At 64.9% G+C, this 17,170-nt stretch carries 17 protein-coding genes and 2 pseudogenes; 10 read left to right on the top strand and 9 right to left on the bottom strand.

The window, feature by feature from the left end:
- The 3 genes and pseudogenes from AC1DF3_RS28640 to AC1DF3_RS28630 all read right to left on the bottom strand — a co-directional run.
- Positions 1-149: pseudogene (locus AC1DF3_RS28640) on the bottom strand (electron transfer flavoprotein subunit beta/FixA family protein); the annotation flags it as partial.
- A gap of 140 nt (positions 150-289) precedes the next feature.
- Entirely contained in the window at positions 290-1,570 is a 1,281-nt protein-coding gene (locus AC1DF3_RS28635) for a mechanosensitive ion channel family protein (RefSeq protein ID WP_286532442.1), read from the bottom strand.
- 6 nt (positions 1,571-1,576) lie between these two features.
- Positions 1,577-2,530 carry a histone deacetylase family protein gene (locus AC1DF3_RS28630; RefSeq protein ID WP_478141609.1) on the bottom strand — a complete coding sequence of 318 codons (954 nt, stop codon included), beginning with the start codon at positions 2,528-2,530 and terminating at the stop codon, positions 1,577-1,579.
- A gap of 76 nt (positions 2,531-2,606) precedes the next feature.
- On the opposite strand from AC1DF3_RS28630, the gene AC1DF3_RS28625 reads away from it, so the two are divergent.
- From AC1DF3_RS28625 to AC1DF3_RS28605, 5 genes are all read left to right on the top strand, one after another.
- Positions 2,607-3,527, top strand: a complete 921-nt coding sequence (locus AC1DF3_RS28625; protein WP_286524698.1) for an AAA family ATPase — start codon at positions 2,607-2,609, stop codon at positions 3,525-3,527.
- Between the two features lie 71 nt (positions 3,528-3,598).
- Entirely contained in the window at positions 3,599-4,555 is a 957-nt protein-coding gene (locus tag AC1DF3_RS28620; protein ID WP_478141608.1) for a DUF58 domain-containing protein, read from the top strand.
- Positions 4,549-6,543 carry a transglutaminase TgpA family protein gene (locus tag AC1DF3_RS28615; protein ID WP_478141607.1) on the top strand — a complete coding sequence of 665 codons (1,995 nt, stop codon included), beginning with the start codon at positions 4,549-4,551 and terminating at the stop codon, positions 6,541-6,543. Before AC1DF3_RS28620 ends, AC1DF3_RS28615 begins: the two co-directional genes overlap by 7 nt.
- A gap of 53 nt (positions 6,544-6,596) precedes the next feature.
- Positions 6,597-7,673: a lytic murein transglycosylase B gene (gene mltB / locus AC1DF3_RS28610; protein WP_478141606.1), complete on the top strand. Its 1,077-nt coding sequence runs from the start codon at positions 6,597-6,599 to the stop codon at positions 7,671-7,673.
- Between the two features lie 2 nt (positions 7,674-7,675).
- On the top strand, positions 7,676-8,293 hold the full coding sequence (locus AC1DF3_RS28605) for an HD domain-containing protein (RefSeq protein WP_478141605.1): 618 nt from the start codon (positions 7,676-7,678) through the stop codon (positions 8,291-8,293).
- A gap of 3 nt (positions 8,294-8,296) precedes the next feature.
- On the opposite strand, the gene AC1DF3_RS28600 is transcribed toward AC1DF3_RS28605, so the two are convergent.
- From AC1DF3_RS28600 to AC1DF3_RS28585, 4 genes and pseudogenes are all read right to left on the bottom strand, one after another.
- Complete coding sequence (locus AC1DF3_RS28600) at positions 8,297-8,794, bottom strand: flavodoxin family protein (RefSeq protein ID WP_286532434.1); 498 nt, start codon at positions 8,792-8,794, stop codon at positions 8,297-8,299.
- 6 nt (positions 8,795-8,800) lie between these two features.
- Entirely contained in the window at positions 8,801-10,210 is a 1,410-nt protein-coding gene (locus AC1DF3_RS28595; RefSeq protein ID WP_478141604.1) for a serine hydrolase domain-containing protein, read from the bottom strand.
- On the bottom strand, positions 10,211-10,618 hold the full coding sequence (locus AC1DF3_RS28590; protein ID WP_478141603.1) for an SRPBCC family protein: 408 nt from the start codon (positions 10,616-10,618) through the stop codon (positions 10,211-10,213).
- A gap of 52 nt (positions 10,619-10,670) precedes the next feature.
- Positions 10,671-10,876, bottom strand: a pseudogene (locus AC1DF3_RS28585) (carbohydrate ABC transporter substrate-binding protein); the annotation flags it as partial.
- Positions 10,877-11,129: 253 nt separating this feature from the next.
- On the opposite strand from AC1DF3_RS28585, the gene AC1DF3_RS28580 reads away from it, so the two are divergent.
- The 5 genes from AC1DF3_RS28580 (at position 11,130) to AC1DF3_RS28560 (ending at position 14,935) form a co-directional block, all read left to right on the top strand.
- Positions 11,130-11,588: a hypothetical protein gene (locus tag AC1DF3_RS28580; RefSeq protein ID WP_478141602.1), complete on the top strand. Its 459-nt coding sequence runs from the start codon at positions 11,130-11,132 to the stop codon at positions 11,586-11,588.
- Between the two features lie 121 nt (positions 11,589-11,709).
- Positions 11,710-12,780, top strand: a complete 1,071-nt coding sequence (locus AC1DF3_RS28575) for a radical SAM protein (protein ID WP_478141601.1) — start codon at positions 11,710-11,712, stop codon at positions 12,778-12,780.
- Positions 12,777-13,868: a hypothetical protein gene (locus AC1DF3_RS28570; RefSeq protein WP_478141600.1), complete on the top strand. Its 1,092-nt coding sequence runs from the start codon at positions 12,777-12,779 to the stop codon at positions 13,866-13,868. The genes AC1DF3_RS28575 and AC1DF3_RS28570 overlap by 4 nt, the downstream gene beginning before the upstream one ends.
- Before the next feature lie 12 nt (positions 13,869-13,880).
- The gene (locus AC1DF3_RS28565; protein WP_478141599.1) at positions 13,881-14,399 is read left to right on the top strand and encodes a hypothetical protein; all 519 of its coding nucleotides are present in this window, start codon (positions 13,881-13,883) and stop codon (positions 14,397-14,399) included.
- The gene (locus AC1DF3_RS28560; protein WP_478141598.1) at positions 14,396-14,935 is read left to right on the top strand and encodes a DUF4019 domain-containing protein; all 540 of its coding nucleotides are present in this window, start codon (positions 14,396-14,398) and stop codon (positions 14,933-14,935) included. The genes AC1DF3_RS28565 and AC1DF3_RS28560 overlap by 4 nt, the downstream gene beginning before the upstream one ends.
- A gap of 112 nt (positions 14,936-15,047) precedes the next feature.
- Here the strand turns inward: AC1DF3_RS28560 and AC1DF3_RS28555 are convergent, their stop codons facing one another.
- On the bottom strand, positions 15,048-16,778 hold the full coding sequence (locus AC1DF3_RS28555) for an ABC transporter substrate-binding protein (RefSeq protein WP_286532428.1): 1,731 nt from the start codon (positions 16,776-16,778) through the stop codon (positions 15,048-15,050).
- Positions 16,779-16,861: 83 nt separating this feature from the next.
- Complete coding sequence (locus AC1DF3_RS28550; RefSeq protein ID WP_286532426.1) at positions 16,862-17,170, bottom strand: DUF2160 domain-containing protein; 309 nt, start codon at positions 17,168-17,170, stop codon at positions 16,862-16,864.

Below are 17,170 nucleotides of genomic sequence, written 5' to 3'. Positions count from 1 at the left end.
TTCAGGCGCACGGCTTCTTCGACGGCGATCTCGTCGAAGGGGTTCATGCTCATCTTGACGTTGGCAATATCGACACCGGTGCCGTCGCTCTTCACGCGCACCTTGACGTTGTAGTCGACGACCCGCTTGACGGGAACAAGAATCTTCATTGGTTTGACTCCATTGAATTGCGAAACCGGGGCTTGCAGGCAGCAGGCGATTTTAGGCGCCGGCCTCCGCGAGAACTGTTCATTTCAATCAGGGGGCGACGCCGGGGCCGCAGAAATAGAACGGTCGTGCTTTTTTGTGATTATAGGCGACCCGCATCGGCAAGAGAAGTAGCGGCTGGTAACGACTCGACATGCAGCACGCTCTGCGGGTAGGGAATGGCGATGCCTGCCGTGCGCAGGCCTTCGAGAATGGCGACGTTGATGGCCGAGCGCACGTTGTCCCGGCCCTTGTCCGGATCGGCGACCCAGAAATTGAGCGTGAACTCGAGCCCATGGGGCGCGAAGGTCAAGAGGAAGGCGACCGGCGCCGGATCGGTCAGGACGCGCGGCTGCGCCGCCGCCGCGGCGCACAGGATGGCCTGCACCCGCGCCACGTCGCTGTCGTAGCCGACCACGATCGTGGTCGTGATGTTGAACTTGCGGTCGGCCAGCGACAGGTTCTCGACCCGGCTCGTGATCAGCGATTCGTTCGGCACGATCGACTCGCGGCCATTGCCCGCCCGCACCAGCGTGTAGCGGGTCTTGATGTCGGTGATGCGCCCCTCGAAGCCATCGACGCGGACGTTGTCGCCGATGCGGATCGAGCGCTCGAGCAGGATCACGAAGCCGCTGACGTAGTTGGCCGCCAGCTTCTGCAGGCCGAAGCCCAGGCCGACTCCGAGCGCGCCGCCCAGCACCGACAGCGCGGTCAGGTCCACCCCCACCGCCGACAGCGCGAACAGCAGGCCGATCAGCAGCAGGAAGGCACGGATCGCGTTCGATGCCACCTTGCGCATCGACAGGTCGGCCACCGCCTCGCGCAGGATCCGTTTCTCGATGGTCTGCGAGATCCACAGGGCGATGACCAGCACCAGGCCGGCCGAAAAAATGCCGTTCAGGATGGTGCGCAGACTGACGCCCGTGCGACCGAACGCCAGCGTGATCTCGTCGAGCTCGGCCAGCACCGGCTGCAGCAGGCCGAAGATCCAGAGCACGGCACCGATCCAGGCCAGCCACGAGATGGTGCGCTCGACCAGCCGCGCCATCGCGGAGGCCGGAAACACGGCGCTCAGCACGCGGGCGAAAAAGCGGATCGCGACCAGCGACACGAACACCGACACCGCGATGCGCAGCACCAGCACCGGCTGGTAGACCCCGGTGGCGCGCCGCGCCAGGTCGGTGATGACCAGCGCCAGCAGCGGGAACAGCAGGCCGTCGATGGTGCGCTGGCCGAACCAGATCGAATCCTTGGGTTGGTCGCGGCCGAACCAGCGGCTGAGGCCCCAGGCGACCAGCACGCAGCCGACCAGGATGGCGATCTCGATCCAGACGCTGCGGGCCTCGATCTGCGAAAGCTTCTGGGTGAACTCGGAAAAATTCATCGGCGGCTAGAGATCGGCGAGCACGCGCACGTGCTCCTCGACGCTGCGCCCCAGGGCGTCGAGGTTGTAGCCGCCCTCCAGCATCGAGACGATGCGGCCCTTGGAATGGCGCCGCGCGACGTCGACCACGCGGCTGGTGATCCAGCCGAAGTCGTGCTCGTTGAGCCGCAGCTGCCCCAGCTCGTCGTCGCGGTGGGCATCGAAGCCGGCGCTGACGAAGATCATCTGCGGCTTGAACTCCTCCAGCCGCGGCATCCAGCAGGCCTCGATCAGCTCGCGCACGTCCATGCCCTTGGTGTAGGCCGGCACCGGCAGGTTGAGCATGTTCGGCGCCGGGTGCTCGGTGCCGCTGTAGGGATAGAACGGGTGCTGGAAGATCCCGACCATCAGCACCCGCGGGTCGTTGCTCAGGATGTCCTCGGTGCCGTTGCCGTGGTGGACGTCGAAATCGACCACCGCGACCCGCTCCAGCCCGTGGGCCTCGATCGCATGGCGCACCGCGACCGCGATGTTGTTGAAGAAGCAGAAGCCCATCGCCTTGTCGCGGCAGGCGTGGTGGCCGGGCGGACGCACGGCGCAGAAGGCGTTGTCGATCTGGCCGCCGATCACCGCGTCGGTGGCGGCGATGGCGGCGCCGGCGGCGCGTCGGGCGGCCAGCACCGTGAAGCGCGTGAGCGTGGTGTCGGGGTCGATCTGCGCATGGTCCGGCCCCCCGGCCGGCGCGTCCTCGATCAGGCGCTGGCTCAATGCCTCGAGGTGCTCCATGTGGGCCACGCTGTGCGCGCGCGTGATCTGGGGCAAGGTGGCCAGCGGCACCTCGATGCGCTCCAGCGCGTCGCCGACGCCGGTGACGAGCAAGCGGTCTTCGATCGCATCGAGCCGCGCAGGGCATTCGGGATGGCCCGGCCCCATGTCGTGCTTCCAGCAATCGCGGTGTGTGAAGTAGCCGGTCTTACCCATGATCGATTCACGCCGTATCCCCACGCGGCATGGGCCCGCCGGGGCTTTACGGTATTGTTTGCATATGGATACAAAAATGGACGTCGCCGCGAAGCTCGCCAGTTTGCTTGGTCAGCTTAACACGGTCATCGTGGGCAAAGAGGCGCAGGTGCGCGACTGCGTGGCCTGCCTGCTGGCGGGTGGCCACCTGCTGATCGAGGACGTGCCGGGGGTCGGCAAGACCACCCTCGCGCACGCCCTGTCGCATACCTTCGGGCTGCACTTCTCGCGCGTCCAGTTCACGGCCGACCTGATGCCGGGCGACCTCTCGGGGGTCGCCATCTACGACCGCGGCCAGCAGGCCTTCGTGTTCCATCCCGGGCCGGTCTTCGCCCAGGTGCTGCTGGCCGACGAGATCAATCGCGCCAGCCCCAAGACCCAGAGCGCGCTGCTCGAGGCCATGGAAGAAAAGCAGGTCACGGTCGAGGGCGAGACCCGGCCGCTGCCGACGCCCTTCTTCGTCATCGCGACCCAGAACCCGCATGACCAGCTGGGCACCTTCGCCCTGCCCGAGTCGCAGCTCGACCGCTTCCTGATGCGGATCTCGCTCGGCTACCCCGACCGCGCCGCCGAGCGCGAATTGCTCGCCGGCGCCGACCGGCGCGAGATGCTGGCCGGCCTGCCCGCCCTGCTGACCGCCGGGGAGCTCACGGCGCTGCAGCAGCGGGTGCTGCAGGTCCATGCCTCCGAGCCGCTGCTGAACTACCTGCAGGACCTGATGGCCGCGACCCGCTCGGGCCGCTGGTTCCTGCAGGGCCTGTCGCCGCGCGCCGGCATCGCGGTGCTGCGGGCCGCCAAGGCGCAGGCGCTGCTGGCCAACCGCGACTACGTGGCGCCGGACGACGTCCAGGCGGTGCTGCCGCAGACCATCGGGCACCGGCTCACCCCCGTCGGCGACGCCGGCCGCGGCGCGATCGAGCAGGTGCGCGCCATGATCGCCGCCGTGCCGCTGCCGTGACGACGCCGGCGCCGGGCCGCTCCCAAGGCGAATTCCGGGGCGCTGCCGCGCGGAGGGCGCTTGTCGCGCCGTTGCGCCGGCGCATCGACCGCTGGTTCCTGAGCCGGCGCCCGCCGTCCGATGCGCTCGAACTGACCCAGCGCAACGTCTACATCGTGCCGACCCCCGCCGGCTGGATGCTGGCGGCCACGCTGCTCCTGCTGCTGGTCGCATCGATCAACTACCAGCTCAATCTCGGCTACCTGCTGACCTTCCTGCTGGCGGGCAGCGTGGCGGTCGGCATGCATGTATGCCACGGCACGCTGCGCGGCCTGGCGCTGCACCTGCTCACGCCCGAGCCGCGCTACGCCGGTGCCGCCGCGGTGTTCCGCGTGGTGCTCGACAACACACGGCGGCGCACGCGCTACGGCATCGGGCTGGCGGTGCACCGCAGCGGCCAGTGGGCCTGGTGCGACGTGCCGGCCGAGGGCAGCGCCACGGTCGAGGTGGCTTTCAGGCCCGAGCGGCGCGGCCTGCACCCGGTGCCCACGCTGACCGCCGAGACCCGCTTTCCGCTCGGGACTTTCCGGGTCTGGACCGTGTGGCGGCCGGCCTCGCAGGTGCTGGTCTACCCGGCGCCCGAGACCCATCCGCCGCCGCTGCCGACCGGCGAGCCGCTGGCCGGACCGGCCGCCTCGGCCGCGCTGCGCGCCCATGCCGCGGGCGAGTACGACGGCGTGCGCGCCTACCGCCGCGGCGATCCGCTGAAGCTGGTGGTGTGGAAGCGCGCGGCGCAGGCCCAGGCCCGAGGCTCGGAAGACCTCGTGAGCCGCGACACCCAGCAGGCCCAGCGGCAGGAGCTCTGGCTCGACGCCCAGGCCACCGGCCTGCCCGGCCTCGAAGCACGGGTCTCCCGGCTCTGCGCCTGGGTGCTGATGGCCGACAAACTGGGCGTGGACTACGGCCTGCGGCTCGCCGGCCGCGTGCTGCCGCCATCGCAGGGCGAAGCCCACAAGCGGCAATGCCTGGAGGCGCTGGCCCTATGCTGAGCACCCGGCTCCAGGCCCTGCCGCGCGACGCCCGCGACACCCTCTTCCTGCTGGCCGTGATCGGCCTGATCCTGCTGCCGCAGCTGCCCAACCTGCCGTGGTGGTGCAGCACGCTGGCCGCCATCGTGCTGCTCTGGCGCGGCACGCTGGCGGTGCAGGGCCGGCCGCTGCCCGCCCGGGGCTGGCGCATCGCCCTGCTCGCGCTGACGCTGGTCGCGACCTACATCACCTACCGCACGCTGCTCGGCCGCGACGCCGGCGTCACGCTGGTGGTGATCCTGCTGGCGCTCAAGACGCTCGAGCTGCGCGCCCGCCGCGACGCCTTCGTGATCTTCTTCCTGGGCTTCTTCACGATGCTCACGAACTTCTTCTATTCGCAGTCGCTCGCCACCGCCTTCGCGATGCTGCTGGCGCTGCTGGGGCTGCTGACGGCGCTGGTCAACGCCCACATGCCGGTGGGCAAGCCGCCGCTGATCCAGGCCGCGCGCACGGCCGGCGGCATGGCGCTGCTGGGGGCGCCGATCATGCTGGTGCTGTTCATGCTTTTTCCGCGCATGGCGCCGCTGTGGGGCACGCCGAACGACGCCATGACCGGGCGCACCGGGCTGTCGAACACGATGCGCGTGGGCAGCGTGGCCGAACTCGCGCTCGACGAAGGCATCGCCGCGCGCATCAGGTTCGACGACGGCCGGGTGCCGCCGCGCACGACGCTCTATTTCCGCGGCCCGGTGCTGTCGAGGTTCGACGGCCGCGAATGGAGCGCCCCGCCGCCCTTCTCGCGCAGCGCCGCACCGCGGAACCTGCGCGTGCGCGGCGCCCCGGTCGGCTACGAGGTCACGCTCGAACCCTCGAACCGGCCCTGGGTGCTCACCCTGGACGCGGCGCCGAGACGGCCCGAGCTGGCGGGCTACGAGCTGTTCGCGACCCCGGAACTGCAGTGGGTCGCCACCCGCCCGATCGGCGACCTGGTGCGCTACCGCGCCGAGAGCTACGCCGAGTTCGAGAGCGGCCCGACGCGGCGCAGCGCGGTGCTGCAGGACGAGGTCGCGCTGCCGCCGGGCTCGAATCCGCGCACCGTCGCGCTGGCGGCGCAGATGCGCGCCGACCCGGCGCTGGCCGGCGCCTCGACGCAGGCCCTGGTGCAGAACGTGCTGCAGCGGCTGCGCACCGGCGGCTATGCCTACACGCTCGAGCCGGGCCTGTTCGGCGACGACAGCGCCGACGAGTTCTGGTTCGACCGCAAGGCCGGCTTCTGCGAGCACATCGCCTCGTCGTTCGTGGTGCTGATGCGTGCGCTGGACATCCCGGCGCGCATCGTCACCGGCTACCAGGGCGGCGAGATCAACGGCGTCGACAACTTCTGGGTGGTGCGCAACAGCGACGCCCATGCCTGGGCCGAAGTCTGGCAGCAGGGCGTCGGCTGGGTCCGGGTCGACCCGACCGGCGCGATCTCGCCCGACCGGGTCGGCCAGTTCCGCCGCCTGGCGCCGCAGCCCGGCCTGATCGCCGGCGCCATCGGCGCCATGAACCCGACCCTGTCGCAGAACCTTCGCGCCGCCTGGGAAGCGGTCAACAACGGCTGGAACCAATGGGTCCTGAACTACACGCAGAGCCGTCAGCTGGACCTGCTCAAGACCCTCGGCTTCACGGCGCCCAGCCTGCAGGACCTGGCGCTGGTGCTGCTCGCGCTGCTGGTCGCCGCCAGCCTCGCGGGCGCCGCCTGGACGCTCTGGGAGCGCAGCCAGCGCGACCCCTGGCTGCGGCTGCTGGGACGGGCCCGCGAACGGCTGCGGCAGGCCGGCGTCGAGGTGCCCGAAAGCGCCTCGCCGCGCCAGATGGCGCAGCGGCTGTCGGAGCGCTTCGGCAGCGGCGCGGAACCGGCGCGCCAATGGCTGCTGCGGCTCGAGGCGCAACGCTATGCGAAGGCGCCCGGCGATGCCCTGCCGGCCCTGCGCAGCGAATTCAGGCGGCTCGCATGGCCGCGCTGAAACCACATGTGTCGTTTCGGGGCGGCCTGCGCCGCGACGGCACAATCGAAGCGATGCGACGCCTTTTCTCCCATGCCCTGCCGGCCTTCCTGCTGGCGGCCACCTTCCTTGCGGCGGTGCCGGTCGCGGCCCAGGCCGCGAAGGACAAACGCAACGCGGCCGTTCGCGGCGGCATCTCCTACGCCACCCGCGCCGACGCCATGCAGTTCGCCGACGAAGTGGCGGCGCGGCGCGGTCTCGATCCGGCCTGGGTGCGCGCGACCATCGGCAACGCACGCCAGCTCCCCAACGTGCCGCGGCTGATGCTGCCGGCACCGAGCGGCACGCCGAAGAACTGGCAGGTCTATCGCAGCCGCTTCATCGACCCGGTGCGCATCGCGGCCGGCGTTCGCTTCTGGCGCGACAACGCCGCCACGCTGGCGCGCGCCGAGGCGACCTACGGCGTGCCGCCCGAGATCATCGTCGGCATCGTCGGCGTCGAGACCATCTACGGGCGCAACATGGGCAGCTTCCGCGTGATCGACGCGCTGGCCACGCTGGCTTTCGACTTCCCCGAGGCCCACCCGCGCGCGGCCGAACGGCAGGCCTTCTTCCGCGGCGAGCTCGAGAGCTTCCTCAGCACCGAGAGCCGCACCGCCGAAAACCCGCTGGTGCCGCTGGGCAGCTATGCGGGCGCCATGGGCATGCCGCAGTTCATGCCGAGCAGCATCGCGAAGTACGCGGTCGACTTCGACGGCGACGGCCGCATCGACCTGGTCCACAACCCGGCCGATGTCATCGGCTCGGTGGCCAGCTATTTCAAGGGCTTCGGCTGGCAGCCGGGCGTGGCGCCGGTCTTTCCGGTCAGCTTCGACCCGACGCGGCTCCAGAAGCAGGTGCTGCTGGCGCCGGACATCGTGCCGACCTTCAGCGCCGATGCCTTCGTCGCCGGCGGCGCGCTGCTCCAGGGCGAGGCGCTGCGCCATCCCGGCCTGCTGGCGCTGATCGAACTGCAGAACGGCTACGAGCCGCCCAGCTATGTCGCGGGCACCAAGAACTTCTACGTGATCACGCGCTACAACTGGAGCAGCTACTACGCGATGTCGGTGATCGAACTGGGGCGCGAAGTGCGAACCGCGATGGAGCAGTAGCGATGGATACAGCCGCGCTGCGTGCGTCGTGGTCCGATGCCTGGCGCGCGCTCGATGCATCTCCCGACGACGCCGTGCTGGCCGAGCTGCTGGACCGCTACGGCGAGGCCCATCGCGCATATCACACGCTGCAGCATCTGGGCGAGTGCCTCGCCCACCTGGCGCGCGAGCGCGGCGGCGCCGAGCGCCCGGCCGAAGTCGCGCTGGCGCTCTGGTTCCATGACGCCATCTACGACGTGCATCGGCACGACAACGAGGCGCGCAGCGCCGACTGGGCGCGGCAGGCCGCCCTCGACGCCGGCCTGGCGCCCGATGCTGCCGAACGCCTGCATGCGCTCGTGATGGCCACCCGCCACGACACCCAGCCTGTCGGCGCCGATGCCCGCCTGCTGGTCGACATCGACCTGGCGATCCTCGGTGCGCCACCGGCGCGCTTCGCCGAATACGAGCGCCAGATCCGGAGCGAATACGGGCACGTGCCGCCGGCGGTCTTCGAGCCTCGGCGGCGCCAGATCCTGGGCGGCTTCCTCGCCCGCGATCCGCTCTACCTCACGGCGTCGATGCGCACCCGACTGGAAGCAGCAGCCCGTGCCAACCTGGGCCAGGCGGTCGCCGGTTAGGCATCAATACACGCCAAGCGCCAGGCCGGCGGCCAGCGCCGCCCCGACTTCGCGGCATTGCGCGAGATCGGCGGCACCGATCTGCTTCGGCCGCAGGATCGCCTCGGGCGTCTGCGCATGGGTGCAGACGATCAGCGTCGGCGCAACCTGTCGCAGCCGCCAACCGGTGGCGATGCGTTCGAGCTGGCGCACCGCATTCTGGCCATCGCTGCCCGCGCACACCAGCGCGGCGTAGGGCCGGCCGTTCAGGCGGTCGAGCGCGGCGTAGTAGCAGCGATCGAAGAAATCCTTCATCAGCCCGGCCATCGCGGCCAGGTTCTCGGGTGTCGCGAACACATAGCCATCGGCAGCCAGCACGTCGTCCGGCTGGGCCTCCGGCGCGCGCAGCAGGCGCACCTGCACGCCCGCTTCGTCGCCCGCTCCCTCGGCGGCGGCCTGCGCCATCTGGGCGGTGCCGCCGGTCATCGAGTGGTACACGATGAGCAGGGTCTTGGGGTTCATGGCGAATCAGGACGGCCGCGTCTTCGGGTAGCGCCGGGTCGCCTCCGCCACCATCGCATCCTTCGGCAGCAGCCGGGTGCCGCCGACCCAGAGCTCCGATGGCTTGCCCTTGCGGTCGTGGACGCGGCGGACCGGCTGTCCGGGGCTGTTGTAGGCCGACGTCTTGCGGATCACGCCGCTGTCCTTGCCGGTGACCGAGATCTCGGTGGTGGCCGCGTCGAAGGGCGTGGCCAGGGCCGGTGCCACCTGGCAGACCACCTGGCCCATGGCGACCAGGTCGCTCGCGCCCCAGATGGACCACCAGCGGCCGTTCCAGCTTTCCAGCCGCCTGGCAGGGGCGCCGTGCCGTCCGAAGGCAGAGAGAATGCTCACGATGCCATCGACCCAGCCATAGGCCATGCCATCCTGCGCATTGGTGAGCACGGTGACGGTGTAGCCCGAAGCCGGAAAGCGCGCGGTCCGCGAAATGAACCCTTGCAGGCTGCCCGTGTGGCCGAACCACTCTTTGGGGCCGCGCTCGTTCATCATCGTGCCGTAGCCGTAGTAAGCCTCCATGCTGTTGCAGTCGTCGCGCCAGCGGCGGTGCATCATCTCGCGCCGGCTGGCCGGCGAAAGGATGCCCTCCTTGCTGTCCGGCGCCAGCTGCGCGAAGAAGCGCGCCACGTCCGAGGCGGTCGAGACGAAGCCGCCCGCCGGGGCGATCGCGTTGCAGACGTTGTCGCCCGGCACGATCAGGCGCTGCCCGAAGGGAAACTCGCCGCTGTGGCCCATGGCCAGGGGCGCCGACCTGGGCAACTGGGGCATGTCGGGCACCGTCTCTTTCAAGCCTGCGGCCTCGATCACGTGGCGCGTGATCCACGCCGGGTATTCGGTGCCGCTGATCTCCTCGATCATCAGGCCGAGCAGGCCGTAGCCATGGTTCGAGTACTTCAGCTGCAGGCCCGGCGCGAGCGGCTGCTTCCTGGAGAGCTCGTCGCGCAGTTCGGCGCGCGAAAGAAATGGCCGCCGGTCCAGGAACTGGCCGCCGTCCGCACCGTCGCGCACGACGCCGGCACCATGGGACAGCAGCTCGCCGATGCGGGCCTTGGCGAGCTCCTTGTGCAGGCCACCCACGTGGCGGCCGATGGGATCGTCGAGGCCGAGCTTGCCCTGCTCGCGCAGCAGCATCACGCCGCTGGCCGTGAAGCTCTTGGAATGCGACGCGATGCGAAAGCGGTGCCTGGGCGTGAGCGGCTTGCCGGTGCGCATGTCCGCGACACCCAGCGCGATCTCGGCGACCACCTTCTCGCCCTGGGCGATCGCGACAGAGCACCCGGGCTGCCGGTAGCGCTCGAGCTGGAAGCCGAGCCACCGGGGCACATAGTCCAGCGCAGCCTTCAGCCCGGCCGATTCCGCACTTTTCCTGGCCGACACCATCTACCGCATGGCCTCGACATGCCGTGCGAAGCGATCGAGGATGGCTTGCCAGCCCTGGCGCTGCTGCTCGACCGGATACTGGTCCTCGCCGTCGAAGGTGACGCGCACCTTGACGCCATCGGGCCCCTCGGTGAATTCGACCCGCCCGGTCCGGTCGCCGAAGGCATAGGCGATCAGCGCCTGGGGCACGATCTCGGTGTAGGTGCCGGCGAAATCGAACGCCATGCTGCCGTTCTTGGCCTCCATGCGCGACGAGAAGGCACCGCCCACCCGCAGGTCCACTGTCGCCGCCGTGGTGTGCCAGTCGTCGGACGCGGCGTTCCACTGAATGATGTCCTCGGGCGTGGTGTAGGCGCGCCAGACATCATGGATCGGCGCGGCAACGGTGGTTTCGACGGTGATTTTCATGGTGGCTCGAAAGGGTCTGAGGGTTTCGACTCGAAGATATTAGCCGCAGGCGCGAGAGGCATGGGGCGCACTTGGCCACGCCCGCGCGCTCCAGGCGGCCCATGACGTTCGTCCATCTCCTCGGCCAGCGTGTCCATCGCCTTCTGCGGTGTCTTCTCGCTGATCACGGCTGGGCCACGTTTTTCCACCACACCGCGCGAGCTTCGGGTAGTCGAACAAGTTGGTGCCGGTCGGTGTCCAGGCCACTTCGTCTTTGGACGGAGATCAGCGGCGCGCCCCTGCACGAGCGCAGGACTGCCTTTGTCGAATGCCTGATCCAGAACGTGTTTTTTGTGGGAGAAAAAACGCTTGCCTAATACAAATCACCAACAATCATCGTCGCCGTGCAGGCATTAGATTTACGATGACAAACGAACTACTGAAAGGGTTTTTGCCCATTTCCGCTGAAATCCAAGGTCTTTGATTGATTTAACTGTCTGTTTCGCTCTATTATTTATTTAGGGGAAGCACTGTGAAGAGCAAACTTAAATTCATCTCGATGGTTGGCATTTTTGAATTTTCCGGCGTCGCTCTCGCCGTGATGCCAACTGGACAACAGCCCATCCACTCTGACCACGTTATAAACCATGTCAACGAAGGTCAATGCAATTCTCTTTCGATAATCTCCAACCCGAGGCTCCAAGCCTTCAAAATAGAGCAATCCAGAGTTCTGGTTCCCGGTCTTTTTAGTTCCGATGAAGTTTTTGAAATAACTTCTACAAATCATTGTAGGCTGCCGGATTCAAATGAAATAGCCGATTGGGCAACCGCCAATCTGGTTACCAATAACTCGTTCCCGCATGGCATTTATTGGACCACAAACAGAGCCCACGAGGTTGGTTTCGTGTACTACGTGCACGTTCCCTCCATGAAGGTGCTTGGATTTGGAAACAATTTTTTTCAAGCTTATCTGCTGGTGATTTGCAAATAGCTCAATCGTTGCAATCGCTTTTCAAAGGAGGGGCCATCTTCAATTCTTCGTGGTTCGATTTCTTAATAGTACGCCGGCAAAAATGTCGCAAGGGATGGGTATGCACACACAATCAAGCCGAATGAGAGAGGTATTTCCGCAATCGATAACGATATTGCCGACATATCGCTGCAACGCTGAATGCACAGAATGCTGCTTTGAATCAAATCCAAGAATTAAGCAACGACTGGGGCTCAGGGAGATCATTGGTGCCATCGATCGCGCACGCGCCGCCTTCCCATCACTCCAGCTTTTAGTTTTTAGTGGAGGTGAGGTTTTTCTTTTGAAGGGTGATCTTTTTTTAGCGATTGCACACGCGCGATCGCTAGGCTTGCTTGTGCGTTGTGTCACAAATGCATTCTGGGGAAAGACTTCGAGGACGGCTGAGCGCACCGTCGCCCGACTGCTCGAAGCGGACGTTTCCGAGATAAACATCAGCACTGGATCGGACCATCAGGAGCATATGCCCTTTGAAAGTATAGAGAATGCTTGCGAAGCGCTCGTAAGTGCAGGTGTCAAGACGTTGGTGACCGTAGAGAACGACTCGCCGACAACAAACTGTCTGCTGCGAGCAAGACTCAGCAGAAGGCTCAGGTTATTGCAGGAACAGTATCCCCAACTCTTCTCCATTCAGTGCAATAGTTGGATGCCTTTCCATGAAAACTACATCGAACGAGGCACCCCCGCTGGGCTCGAGTCCCTCACGGACGGTTGCAGTCAGATTTTCAACAACCTGGTTGTGACACCCTACGGACGACTCGCTGCGTGCTGCGGGCTGACTTTTGAACACATACCGGAACTGACCTTGGGTGATCTCAATGTAGAAGAGATGCAAAGTCTCTTTGACAAAGCCCTGAACGACTTTTTAAAGGTTTGGATTCACATGGACGGTCCCGCAACGATTCTGCGCAAGCTCTTTGGCGATGAAATCAACGACGAGCTAAAGGAGGTTCGACATATCTGCCAAGCATGTGCAGTCTTGCATCTCCATCCGAAAGTTCGATTCGAACTCTTACGCCGGTATCAAGAATTTGTGCCGGATGTGCTGGCGAGGTTTGCGCTCAAGGTTGAAATCAGACGGAGGGAGTTCGCCGACGCGACGCGAGCCGTCGCGTTCGCGAGTCGGCTCGAAGAAGCAGAGACATCCGTATGAAGCGCAGAAGAATTCTTGGCGCCATGGGAGTCATGGGCATTCCTGGAATCGGCCAAGCATCGAGTCTCTACGGTACACCCGTGAGTGTGTCTGGGCCGCTCGCCAGAACGTCCGAGCCACTGCGCTTGATGCTAGGCACGATCGACGTTCCTGCGCAAGCAATCCCGCTCTTGACACGGTTCGGTGCGATTTGGGAGGGAGTATTGGGCAGCGAATCCGAAAAGCAACGGTTTCAACGGGACCCATCGGGCTTTCTCGAGGAATACGGGATTCCGAAGACGGTACTGGAGGCTCGAGACCAAGAGGTCGTGTTGTTAAAGGCTATGACAGACCAAGACGTCATGCGATCAGCCCTATCTGGTGACTATCAGGAATTTCTTCAGCGACTTAAAGCTTTGGGCGTCACCAGTCGGACCACTAAATCGGGCCTAAAACAGCAGATAATTTTAATTCTTCGAACCAATTTAGACGATATCAAAGGGAAGGTTGCGCGCGTCGAAGGGAAAGGCAATCGCCTAGGCGTCTCTTACACTCAATCCCAGGATTTGACTTATCTCTACGGGCAACTCGAATCGAGCATCGAGCAGATCGCAATGGCGGCTGTGCCCGTAGCCATCGCGGCGATTGCTGTCATATATGTTTCGGTCGCCGCTGCCGTGACTGTTGGTATAACGGCAGGTGTGTACATTTCTGTGGCGGTTTCGACGGCAGTAACAGTTGGCAGCAATTGCTACGACTCGACGCGCGATGCCCTGTTTGCAGGGCCTGCGAGTATGCCTCAGACGAGCAGATCGGAGCGGCAGCGCCGCATTCAACAAGCCATCGTGCAGCGTGAATTGCTCGGCAAACGAATGCTTCTGCTCAGTCCCGAGAGGCTTCAAGAAGCTCAGCAGGCCGCCCGGCTTGCTCGGCTGCTGAATCAAGATCAGTTCGTGCTTGAAGCAAACCGCCAACTCGTCAAGGATGAGGTTAGCGTTTTCGTCGAAGCGGCTGAAGAAGTTGGATTGCTGCAAATCTCAGCAGCGACCAGGAAGGACGTTGTCTTCACCATTCAAAACATTGCACTGCGAGCGGCAGCACTCGATTAAGGGAATTTCGACATGCAACTCCAAGACATTGGCGTGAAACCATATTCCATCTTGCTTGCGATCCTCGCAATCGGTCCGATCGTCGCAGCCGTATTTCTTCAACGCCAGGCAGGTACCGCCAACCATCTTGCATTTTGGGGCATCCTGACCATTGCCATTCTTACGTTCGGCGTGATTGGTATCTCGATGCTAAATCGAAGCGCAACCATTCAGGGCGACGAATTCAGAGTCACCTCGACGTTCTATTCAACCACCATAGCGATGACAAGCATCACCGACGTCCGCACAGTGCTGCGAGGATCTGAAGGCGACCTTGTCCGCATGCGCGTTAACGGAGTTGGGCTTCCCGGTTTCCAGTCCGGCTGGTTCAATTCCCGAGCTGGGGGCCGTCTCTTCGTGGACCGCGTCGCGGGTGACTACCTGTTGGTCTCCGTAGATAGCAAACCTCGGCTGGCGCTTGAATTCACTGATAACGAGGCAGCCGCGAGAACGCTTGCAGCTGCCGTCGCTCGAATTAGGGAGTCGAAATGAATAGGCGTGAGTTGAGCGGCATGGCCGCTCGAGCGATTTCACTGATTGCCGCGACCTCTCTGGCGAGCACGGTACATTCTCAACAATCTGCTGCTAGTACATCGGCGAATCAATCCGAGTACCTGTTCTGGCTGTCAGAGCGTGACCGCGCGACGGCGCGTGAAATGGCGAGCCTGCTGTCCGCGGAGTTGGATGCGACGCCGCTGGACGCGGGACGCATATCTGGCGTCTACCAGCGTGGTGCTCCGGCCTTGAGAGCGCGAAGTACAGAAGCGACGTTTGTTAGACGCTTGATGAAGTGGCGCGAAGGTTTAGGGCCACTTCGCGAACGCGTACTGCAGGGCGTCGAAGGCGGATTCAAATTTCTCCCGAACCATCCGGATGGTCAGTACTGCATCGTCACATTTGATTCAATGTTTGGCGCAAGACCGGAAATCTACACGGAGCAATTCACCCTGGGCCGCGAACCGTCGCAAGGTGCAGAGTGGCAGTTCATTGACTACTACCTCGCGACAAGGCCGTTCTACACATATTGAATCTCGCACCACTAGTGTTGCGTAGTGGGCAGCATTCTCGGTGCATCGGCTTGGAGAATAAGAATGAGAATACGCGCGCGCGGCGGTCTCCGCCCGCGCGCGCCTCCTCGCCTCAGCGCACCTTGCCCTCCTTCCACGCCGTCAGCAGCTTCGTGTAGTCGATGGTCTCGCCCTTCGGCTTCTCGTTGGCGAGCTTCTTCCACGGCGCATGCTCGTCGCTGAGCATCTTGGCCGGATCGCCCTTCGGCGCCAGCTTGGGCGCGCACTTGGCCATGCCCGCGCGCTCCAGACGGCCCATCACGTTGTCCATCTCCTCGGCCAGCGTGTCCATCGCCTTCTGCGGTGTCTTCTCGCCGGTCACGGCCTCGGCCACGTTCTTCCACCACAGCTGCGCCAGCTTCGGGTAGTCGGGCACGTTGGTGCCGGTCGGCGTCCAGGCCACGCGCGCCGGGCTCCGATAGAACTCGATCAGGCCGCCGTACTTGTTGGCGTTCTGCGTGAAGTACTCATGCTGGATGTCGCTCTCCCGGATGAAGGTCAGGCCGACCACGCTCTTCTTCGCCGAGACCGTCTTGGAAGTCACGAACTGCGCATAGAGCCAGGCAGCCGCGGTCTTGTTGGGGTCGTGGCTCTTGAAGAAGGTCCACGAGCCGACGTCCTGGTAGCCGTTCTGCATGCCCTGCTTCCAGTAGGGCCCGTTCGGCCCGGGCGCCATGCGCCACTTGGGCGAGCCGTCGGCGTTGACCACCGGCAGCCCGGCCTTGGTCATGTCGGCCGTGAAGGCCGTGTACCAGAAGATCTGCTGCGCGATCTGCCCCTGCGCCGGCACCGGCCCGGCCTCGCCGAAGGTCATGCCGGTCGCTTCCTTGGGCGCGTACTTCTTCATCCAGTCGATGTACTTGGTGAGCGCATAGACCGCCGCCGGCGAATTGGTCGCGCCACCGCGCGCCACTGTGGCGCCGACCGGCGTGCACTTGTCGGCCGCGACCTTGATGCCCCATTCGTCGACCGGCATGCCGTTCGGGATGCCCTTGTCAGCCGTGCCGGCCATGGACAGCCAGGCATCGGTGAAGCGCCAGCCCAGCGACGGGTCCTTCTTGCCGTAGTCCATGTGGCCATAGATCGGCTTGCCGTCGATGTTCTTGACGTCGACCGTGAAGAACTCCGCGATGTCCTCGTAGGCGCTCCAGTTCAGCGGCACGCCGAGGTCGTAGCCGTACTTGGCCTTGAACTTGTCCTTGAGGTCCTGGCGCGCAAAAAGGTCGGCGCGGAACCAGTAGAGGTTGGCGAACTGCTGGTCGGGCAGCTGGTAGAGCTGGCCGTCGGGCGCGGTCGTGAAGCTGGTGCCGATGAAGTCCTTGACGTCCAGGCCGGGGTTCGTCCACTCCTTGCCGGCGCCGGCCATGTAATCGGTCAGCGACATGATCTTGCCGTACCGGTAGTGCGTGCCGATCAGGTCGGAGTCGGAAATCCAGCCGTCATAGATCGACTTGCCCGACTGCATGGAGGTCTGCAGCTTCTCGACCACGTCGCCTTCCTGGATGATGTCGTGCTTGACCTTGATGCCGGTGATCTCCTCGAAGGCCTTGGCGAGCGTCTTCGATTCGTACTCGTGGGTGGTGATGGTCTCGGACACCACCGCGATTTCCTTGACGCCCTTGTCCTGCAGCTTCTTGGCGGTGTCGATGAACCACTTCATCTCGGCCGCCTGCTGCTCCTTGTTGAGGCTCGACGGCTGGAATTCGCTGTCGATCCATTTCTTCGCCTCCGCCTCCCCGGCCCAGGCGCTCTGCAGGGCGAAAGCCGCCGCCGCCGCTGCCAACGCTGTGTAGCGAATCTTCATGCTTGTCTCCTCGATGGCGCTTCCCGCTTCTTGCAGATCCGGCTCCGGGAAAGCGAAAGAGCCGGTCCGTGGAAAAGGTGGGTTCAGCCCTTGCGCATCACCAGCGCGAGCACACCCATTGAAATGACGAAGCTGATCCAGATCGACGGCTCGGCCTCCAGGCTCATCCACTCCTGGAGCCTGCCGGCAATGCCGATGAAGATCAGGTTGATGTAGGCCGCGACCAGGAGCCCGATGAAGAGCCGGTCGCCGCGCGTGGTCTCCAGCGGCAGCCAGCCGCGACGCAAGGTGGTGGGCGACTTGAGCTCCCACACGGTCATGCCGACCAGCATCAGCGCGATGCAGCTGAAGAAGATCGCCACCGGCGTGGTCCAGACCATCCATTCGAACAT

The organism is Variovorax sp. 10N432, from assembly GCF_056394465.1.
The sequence above is the reverse complement of the archived record's forward strand: the minus strand, read 5'-3'. Positions and strand labels throughout refer to the sequence as shown.

What these genes read in the sequence shown, in the direction of transcription:
- AC1DF3_RS28560 (WP_478141598.1), top strand. Translation starts at nt 14,396, where the DNA reads ATGAATAGGCGTGAGTTGAGCGGCATGGCCGCTCGAGCGATTTCACTG.
- AC1DF3_RS28635 (WP_286532442.1), bottom strand. Translation starts at nt 1,570, where the DNA reads ATGAATTTTTCCGAGTTCACCCAGAAGCTTTCGCAGATCGAGGCCCGC.
- AC1DF3_RS28600 (WP_286532434.1), bottom strand. Translation starts at nt 8,794, where the DNA reads ATGAACCCCAAGACCCTGCTCATCGTGTACCACTCGATGACCGGCGGC.
- AC1DF3_RS28605 (WP_478141605.1), top strand. Translation starts at nt 7,676, where the DNA reads ATGGATACAGCCGCGCTGCGTGCGTCGTGGTCCGATGCCTGGCGCGCG.
- AC1DF3_RS28565 (WP_478141599.1), top strand. Translation starts at nt 13,881, where the DNA reads ATGCAACTCCAAGACATTGGCGTGAAACCATATTCCATCTTGCTTGCG.
- AC1DF3_RS28615 (WP_478141607.1), top strand. Translation starts at nt 4,549, where the DNA reads ATGCTGAGCACCCGGCTCCAGGCCCTGCCGCGCGACGCCCGCGACACC.
- AC1DF3_RS28550 (WP_286532426.1), bottom strand. Translation starts at nt 17,170, where the DNA reads ATGTTCGAATGGATGGTCTGGACCACGCCGGTGGCGATCTTCTTCAGC.
- mltB (WP_478141606.1), top strand. Translation starts at nt 6,597, where the DNA reads ATGCGACGCCTTTTCTCCCATGCCCTGCCGGCCTTCCTGCTGGCGGCC.
- AC1DF3_RS28630 (WP_478141609.1), bottom strand. Translation starts at nt 2,530, where the DNA reads ATGGGTAAGACCGGCTACTTCACACACCGCGATTGCTGGAAGCACGAC.
- AC1DF3_RS28555 (WP_286532428.1), bottom strand. Translation starts at nt 16,778, where the DNA reads ATGAAGATTCGCTACACAGCGTTGGCAGCGGCGGCGGCGGCTTTCGCC.
- AC1DF3_RS28590 (WP_478141603.1), bottom strand. Translation starts at nt 10,618, where the DNA reads ATGAAAATCACCGTCGAAACCACCGTTGCCGCGCCGATCCATGATGTC.
- AC1DF3_RS28575 (WP_478141601.1), top strand. Translation starts at nt 11,710, where the DNA reads ATGAGAGAGGTATTTCCGCAATCGATAACGATATTGCCGACATATCGC.
- AC1DF3_RS28595 (WP_478141604.1), bottom strand. Translation starts at nt 10,210, where the DNA reads ATGGTGTCGGCCAGGAAAAGTGCGGAATCGGCCGGGCTGAAGGCTGCG.
- AC1DF3_RS28625 (WP_286524698.1), top strand. Translation starts at nt 2,607, where the DNA reads ATGGACGTCGCCGCGAAGCTCGCCAGTTTGCTTGGTCAGCTTAACACG.
- AC1DF3_RS28570 (WP_478141600.1), top strand. Translation starts at nt 12,777, where the DNA reads ATGAAGCGCAGAAGAATTCTTGGCGCCATGGGAGTCATGGGCATTCCT.